Source organism: Photobacterium lipolyticum (genome assembly GCF_003026475.1).
Taxonomy (GTDB): Bacteria; Pseudomonadota; Gammaproteobacteria; order Enterobacterales; family Vibrionaceae; genus Photobacterium; species Photobacterium lipolyticum.
In genome coordinates this window covers 133,030-139,713 of the sequence record NZ_PYMC01000013.1, presented here as the reverse complement: position 1 = coordinate 139,713, position 6,684 = coordinate 133,030, and the positions used below count along the sequence as shown (strand labels likewise).

The window sequence follows — 6,684 nt, the reverse complement described above, 5'->3', positions numbered from 1 at the left end:
AATATGCGCGAATGTCTCATCAAGGCCAGAGATGATAATCTCATATACAGGCCGGATATATGGAAGCCAACCTGTCCCTTTTATTGAACCAGATGCCTTGCAAGCCGGGAGGTGACCATATATGGTCAACCATTTCCGTGTTAGAACTTTAGATCTACTTTCTACCTTCGGATAAGTTCTGGGGTTTATAATTACCAGAACTCTTTCCTTCAGCTAAGAGAATTTTTGCTTAGTTTCACGGAAAAGTAGAGGTTAATGATGGTGCAACATGATCATCAATTCAGAGACCACCTCGCTTGCATCAGGCCAATCGGCCAACATCAATCCCCTACATTAATTTTTCGGCCGGAGCAAAGTAATGATACTATTCAAATCTAGGCTTCCTAAAGCCATTTAACACTCACTTACCATTGGTCGAGCTCTATGGATTTTCAAATTGGTTTCAATGAAGTTGAGATTGATGCGCTAGAAAACGAAAGCGTCGAAGCCGTTTGGACTTACTACAACGTTCAAGAGAATCAACACCATATCGTTCCAGATGGTAGAGCAGACCTCATCTTTACATTCGATGTTCAGGTGGGAGGAGAGTTAAGCAATATTATCCCGTTAATCTCACCTCCTTTTACTAAAGCTCACTTTATAAGGGTTGATGCCCATCAAGGTTTCATCGGACTTCGATTGAGAGCTGGTTCTGCAGGTGCTTTCCTGAAAACGCCACTATCTAAAATCTCAGGTAGCCTCCAATATGGGAAATATGCAGTAGAACATATACCTTGGCTCGAAAACCTTTGTAGTGACAAAAACAATATAAGTCAGCTAATCACAGATATTAACCAACATGTTTGTGCTACTTCATCGCAGGTAAAATCTTCAATGGTTTCAGATATTCTAAGCTTAATACACGAAGCTCAAGGTATCATGCAAATCAACAACATTGCACATCAGGTAAAAGTGTCAGAACGAACTCTCAACAGAAAATTCACGAATGCTGTGGGGTTATCTCCAAAGCAGTTTTCATCCATAGTTAGGTTAAGACGGGCGATTGACTGCCTGACTAACCCATGTTATGCCATTTCATCTATAGCAATGGATTGTGGTTTTTCAGACCAAGCCCATATGACAAGAGAAATCAAAAACCACATGGGCCTGACCCCCTCCCTACTACAAAAAAAGTTAAATACAGAAATACTTCTCTAGCAATAAATTTCTCTCACACCGCTTTAATGATTCAACACGTCTGTAAATGACCTCAAAAGTAATCTGTTCTGTCTGATTTATTCAATACGGCATAGCCTCATTCCTTTAGCATGCACTGAAACCAACACACGATAGAAATATTCTTCGTAAGCAATAGGATTGATTACATGTTCAAAGAATTAACCCAAATACATCAGAAGCCAGAAGTCTTCTCTGTTTATACCACCGACAAATTATGGACAGAACCATACCTTGCCAACCAAATGTTGAAAGCTCACTTAAGCCAAGATACGCCAATGGCATCTCGTCCTATGATAGCAATAGATAGAGTTGTTGCATGGTTAGATGCGAAGTTTGGATTGAATGGAAAATCGATCTGTGACCTCGGGTGTGGTCCAGGACTATATGCGGAAAAATATGCTCAGCTAGGAGCAAAGGTTCATGGTTTGGATTTCTCTGACAGTTCAATTCAATATGCCAAAGGCTCTGCCTCTAAACATCAGTTGGACATCATTTACGAAGTTGCGAACTATCTTGAGGCCTCACTACCTTCAGATCAAGATTTGGTAACATTAATCTATTGTGATTTATGTGCCCTCTCGCCAACCCAACGTCAAAAACTCTATAGCCAAGTGCGAGAATGCCTAAAGCCCAATGGTAGATTTATATTCGACGTTTCTTCAATCGAAGCATTTGATACGTTCGCTGAGCATTGCTCATTCGCGCCAAATTACATGCATCGCTTTTGGTCGAATAACAAATATTACGCTTTCCACAATGCATTTCGCTACGAAGATGATCGTGTCTCGCTTGATCATTACACTATTATTGAAGATTATCGCACATGGCATATCTACAACTGGATGCAGTATTTTACACATGAGAGCATTCGTGCGGAACTTGCTGATAGTGGTTTCGAGGTAATAGAAATCGTAAATGGATTTGATACAGAAGAATCAAATAGCTCTTCATTCGGCGTCATAGCTAAAGTGAAGTCATAAACGCAATTAGTTACCTTCCAATAGAACAAGCTTTTTGGAGTTTCCGTGCATCACCTATTTACAGCCTGACATTAGGAAAGTACGGAAAACCCATTGGCACGATATGACACCGTTTAAATCCATTTAAAAACGCTTAGCTCCTTTTCACCCACACGGTTGCACCAAAAACTCCTTCCATCGCTTAGCTTCAGATACAGGAGCTTTCGTCTGCAGTCAGGAAATTAGCCATAATTTGATAAATTGCCTGAGTATCTGCATCTGACACTCCTAACCACGGCCTTGCAGGTATGGCGGAAGTTGAGCAGCTCGGCATCCTTCATGTGACATCCCTCTCTTGCAGTGCCTGCTCGATTTGTTCAATCAGTCCATCAGGCAGATCGGTTAAAATCAGCTGGCCGGTTTCATGGTTGTAGCTGACGCGCTTGCCGAGTTCGCTTTTGTGAAACGCGATCTCATAGTCGTCGGTTTTGAGGGTGATGGTGTCGTCGTCGTTAATGGTTAACATAACGCTCTCCTGATTACTTCTCGGTCTCTAGTGTGGTGACTGGTCTGGATTGATAGCCGGCAAGATCCCGTCGTTGGTTTCCAGCCTATCGGCCAACTCGTGCAGTCAAACTGCCCTCGCCCTTTACCGCCTATGAAAGCAAAAAAAAAGCTTGGCACTTGGAGATACGGGGGATTTATTAACAAAAAGGTATTTATCATGCTATCAGCTTTGTTGCGGTGACATTAAGAGCATAAGCGCGACCGACTGAGAGCGCACGAAATTATCGTCTAAAAGTTGATTCTCGCCCGCTCTACCCTGCCCGCGGCCCACCCCGAGCCTCTTATTCGTCGTTGCCGTGCCTTATCGCCTATCACGACTTTTCGGCAATAAGACAATTTTCGTCGTCTTATCAAAACATGAACCATAAGACCATATTGAGCTAAAACGTCTTTTTCCAACCATGTAGCACTGTAAGCTCTGGTGTAAAAAATCTCAGCTGGCGGAAATTCCAAATTCGAACACGGCTGCGACACCTTCAATACAGATACAAAAAAGGCCGCCAAGAGGCGACCTTTCAGCTTAAGACGCTTTACGGGGATTACGATAAATTAAAATAATTGCTCAGTCATTATCATAAATGATACAAGCACCATCACCTTCAATAGCACACGCATTTCGACGTTCGTTAAGCACTTTTTCTTGCATATTCATCACCTTCCATTCCTGATCATCAGCATATCGTGTTGCTACACAAGCAGTAGTCAAAAATAAAGTTACGGTAAATAGAACAAGTAATTGAGGTTTAAAGAGCATGAATGACCCACCAGGAATTATGAATGGTGTTTTTTATTGTACACGCCACATTAAACACCATCAACATTCTTTTTCTTGTTGTTCTGTTTCTTCTTGTTGTTGTTTATCCCTTTTTACTGCTCAATCAAAGGCGATGTTTCGCTTATTTACTCACCCGGCGGCGGTATTTTCCCCATTACCCATAGCAGGGCATCGCTCACCCCTTCGGCATAGCTTTTACCTACAACCCGATGAACAAAGTGGCTTACTACAATGAGTTCAGACGCCAATATTGGCTTTAGTGATAAATGACAAATTTCTACGGTGGCTAAATATTGCATTCGCATTTTCGATTCATACCTTATTAGCATGTTTGTTCGCTGTCGACATGATCTGAAATTTTGCTACTCACGTTGCAGAATACTCACACCGCCCATTAGTCATATGGATGCATATTGTATTCTTTCTGCATAAATCTCCTTTTTTATTCGCGATAAGGTAGGATTCTATGCAAATCCATGAAAAGTGCCCATCTTGTAATGACGATGTTGTGTTTAATCAAATACACAGGACTTTGATAGAAAAAGCATTTTATAAGAAATACCTTAAATATAAGTGTCTAAATTGTTCTGCTGAAATTTTTTCTCACCGGACTCACCGAGACATAAGACTCCATCGAGATGGAGTCTTATGTCTCGATAAATAACAGATGCACAGCAATGAATCAGGCTTTCTTATGAAATATCAAGTTTGTTTAGATGAAGAAAAGGCGAACCAGAGGCTCGCCAAAATTTAATTATGTCGTCGAGTAGTACGACTTATTCCCAATCAAGGATAACTTTGCCGGACATGCCAGAACGCATGATGTCAAAGCCCTGCTGGAAATCGTCAATCTTGTAGTGGTGCGTGATAATTGGTGTTAAATCCAAACCAGACTGAATCAAGCTTGCCATCTTATACCAGGTTTCAAACATCTCACGACCGTAGATACCTTTGATAATCAAGCCTTTAAAAATCACCTGATTCCAGTCTACCGCCATATCTGATGGTGGAATGCCCAGCAGTGCAATTTTACCGCCGTGGTTCATGTTCGTTAACATGCTGTTGAATGCCGATGGCACACCAGACATTTCTAGACCGACATCGAAACCTTCTGTCATGCCCAGCTCAGCCATCACATCTTCAAGCTTCTCTTGTGCAACATTAACCGCACGTGTCACGCCCATCTGACGAGCAAGATCCAGACGGTATTCGTTCACATCTGTGATAACAATGTGGCGGGCACCAACGTGCTTAGCGACAGCTGCTGCCATGATACCAATTGGGCCGGCACCGGTAATGAGCACGTCTTCACCCACGAGATCGAATGATAGTGCCGTATGAACAGCGTTACCAAACGGGTCAAAGATAGATGCCAGATCGTCAGAAATACTGTCAGGGATCTTAAATGCATTAAATGCCGGAATGACCAAATACTCAGCAAATGCACCTTCACGGTTTACACCTACACCTGTCGTATTACGGCACAGGTGCGTACGACCACCGCGACAGTTACGGCAATGGCCGCATGTAATATGGCCTTCGCCAGATACACGGTCACCGATTTCAAAACCACGGACTTCCTGGCCGATGCCAACCACTTCACCGACATACTCATGACCGACTACCATAGGTACCGGTATGGTTTTCTGTGACCATTCGTCCCAGTTGTAAATATGTACATCAGTACCGCAAATCGCTGTTTTCTTGATACGGATAAGTAGATCATTGTGGCCCATTTCAGGCTTGTCTACCTCGGTCATCCAGATGCCTTGTTCAGGCTTTAGTTTTGATAGCGCTTTAATTTTCATTATTTGATAATCCCCATCTCTTTGCCAACTTCGATAAACACATCGATTGCGCGATCTAGTTGCTCCGGTGAATGAGCCGCAGACATTTGGGTACGAATACGCGCCTGACCTTTTGGTACGACAGGGAAAGAGAAACCGACGACGTAGATACCTTTCGCCAGTGCACGTTCTGCAAATTCAGCCGCTATTTTCGCATCACCCAGCATAATTGGAATGATTGCGTGATCTGCACCAGATAGTGTGAAGCCAGCTTCAGTCATACGGGTACGGAAGTGTGCTGAGTTTTCCCATAGACGCTTACGCAGGTCACCACTTTCAGCAAGCAGGTCGATAACACGAATCGATGCAGAAACAATCGCAGGGGCCACTGAGTTCGAGAACAAGTACGGACGAGAGCGCTGACGTAACCAATCAATCACTTCTTTCTTGCCAGACGTATAACCGCCCGAAGCACCGCCCATCGCTTTACCCAATGTGCCGGTAATGATGTCGATGCGATCCATTACATTGTGGTGCTCGTGTGTACCACGACCATTTTCGCCCATAAAGCCGACTGCGTGTGAATCATCGATCATCACCAGCGCACCGTACTTATCTGCAAGGTCACAAATTGCCGGAAGGTTAGCAACAACGCCGTCCATCGAGAAGACACCGTCAGTAACGATCAGTGTATGACGAACACCCGCTTCTTTAGCGGCAATCAGTTGCGCTTCAAGATCTGCCATATTGTTGTTGGCATAACGGAAACGCTTGGCTTTACAAAGGCGAACACCATCGATGATAGAGGCATGGTTTAAGGCGTCAGAGATAATGGCGTCTTCAGGACCTAAGATTGTTTCAAACAGGCCGGTATTAGCATCAAAACAAGAGGTGTACAGGATCGTGTCTTCAGTACCCAGAAAGGCCGACAGTTTTCGTTCTAGTTCTTTGTGAGAATCCTGCGTACCACAGATGAAACGCACCGATGCCATGCCGAAGCCATGTTCATCCATACCCGCTTTTGCCGCTTTGATCAGTTCAGGGTGATTGGCTAAACCAAGGTAGTTGTTCGCGCAGAAGTTCAGAACTTCTTCACCAGTATCAACACCATCTTTGTTAAGGATAGAAACAGCCGCTTTTTGCGCTGACGTAATGATACGCTCAGACTTGTATAAACCCTCAGCTTTTACGTCTTCGATTTGCTGGTTGATTTGATCGTAGAATGCAGCAGACATAGTGTTCCTCACATTTATTATATTTTGGGGAAATAGCTATCCAGCGAATTGCTCTGTTAACGAATAATAGACCACGCTAACAAAGGTGCTTAACGCTCATCAATATGATGATTAGCTAATAAATCGTGCAATTAACTCTTCGA

The 6,684-nt window shown here is 43.4% G+C and carries 7 protein-coding genes; 2 read left to right on the top strand and 5 right to left on the bottom strand.

Features of this window, described 5'->3' with window-relative positions; translation table 11 throughout:
* Positions 1 to 423: 423 nt before the first annotated feature.
* The gene (locus C9I89_RS16885) at positions 424 to 1,197 is read left to right on the top strand and encodes a helix-turn-helix domain-containing protein (protein WP_107284492.1); all 774 of its coding nucleotides are present in this window, start codon (positions 424 to 426) and stop codon (positions 1,195 to 1,197) included.
* 167 nt (positions 1,198 to 1,364) lie between these two features.
* Positions 1,365 to 2,198, top strand: coding sequence for a class I SAM-dependent methyltransferase (locus C9I89_RS16880; protein WP_107284491.1), 834 nt, complete (start codon positions 1,365 to 1,367; stop codon positions 2,196 to 2,198).
* A 316-nt stretch (positions 2,199 to 2,514) separates the two neighbouring features.
* On the opposite strand, the gene C9I89_RS16870 is transcribed toward C9I89_RS16880, so the two are convergent.
* From C9I89_RS16870 to C9I89_RS16855, 5 genes are all read right to left on the bottom strand, one after another.
* The gene (locus tag C9I89_RS16870) at positions 2,515 to 2,703 is read right to left on the bottom strand and encodes a hypothetical protein (RefSeq protein ID WP_107284489.1); all 189 of its coding nucleotides are present in this window, start codon (positions 2,701 to 2,703) and stop codon (positions 2,515 to 2,517) included.
* 603 nt (positions 2,704 to 3,306) lie between these two features.
* Positions 3,307 to 3,498 (bottom strand): hypothetical protein, encoded by a 192-nt coding sequence (locus C9I89_RS16865; protein ID WP_107284488.1) that lies wholly within the window; start codon positions 3,496 to 3,498, stop codon positions 3,307 to 3,309.
* 146 nt (positions 3,499 to 3,644) lie between these two features.
* Complete coding sequence (locus C9I89_RS22355) at positions 3,645 to 3,824, bottom strand: hypothetical protein (RefSeq protein ID WP_146155081.1); 180 nt, start codon at positions 3,822 to 3,824, stop codon at positions 3,645 to 3,647.
* Between the two features lie 471 nt (positions 3,825 to 4,295).
* Complete coding sequence (gene tdh / locus C9I89_RS16860; RefSeq protein ID WP_107284487.1) at positions 4,296 to 5,327, bottom strand: L-threonine 3-dehydrogenase; 1,032 nt, start codon at positions 5,325 to 5,327, stop codon at positions 4,296 to 4,298.
* Complete coding sequence (locus C9I89_RS16855) at positions 5,327 to 6,541, bottom strand: glycine C-acetyltransferase (RefSeq protein ID WP_107284486.1); 1,215 nt, start codon at positions 6,539 to 6,541, stop codon at positions 5,327 to 5,329. Before C9I89_RS16855 ends, tdh begins: the two co-directional genes overlap by 1 nt.
* Positions 6,542 to 6,684: the final 143 nt, after the last annotated feature.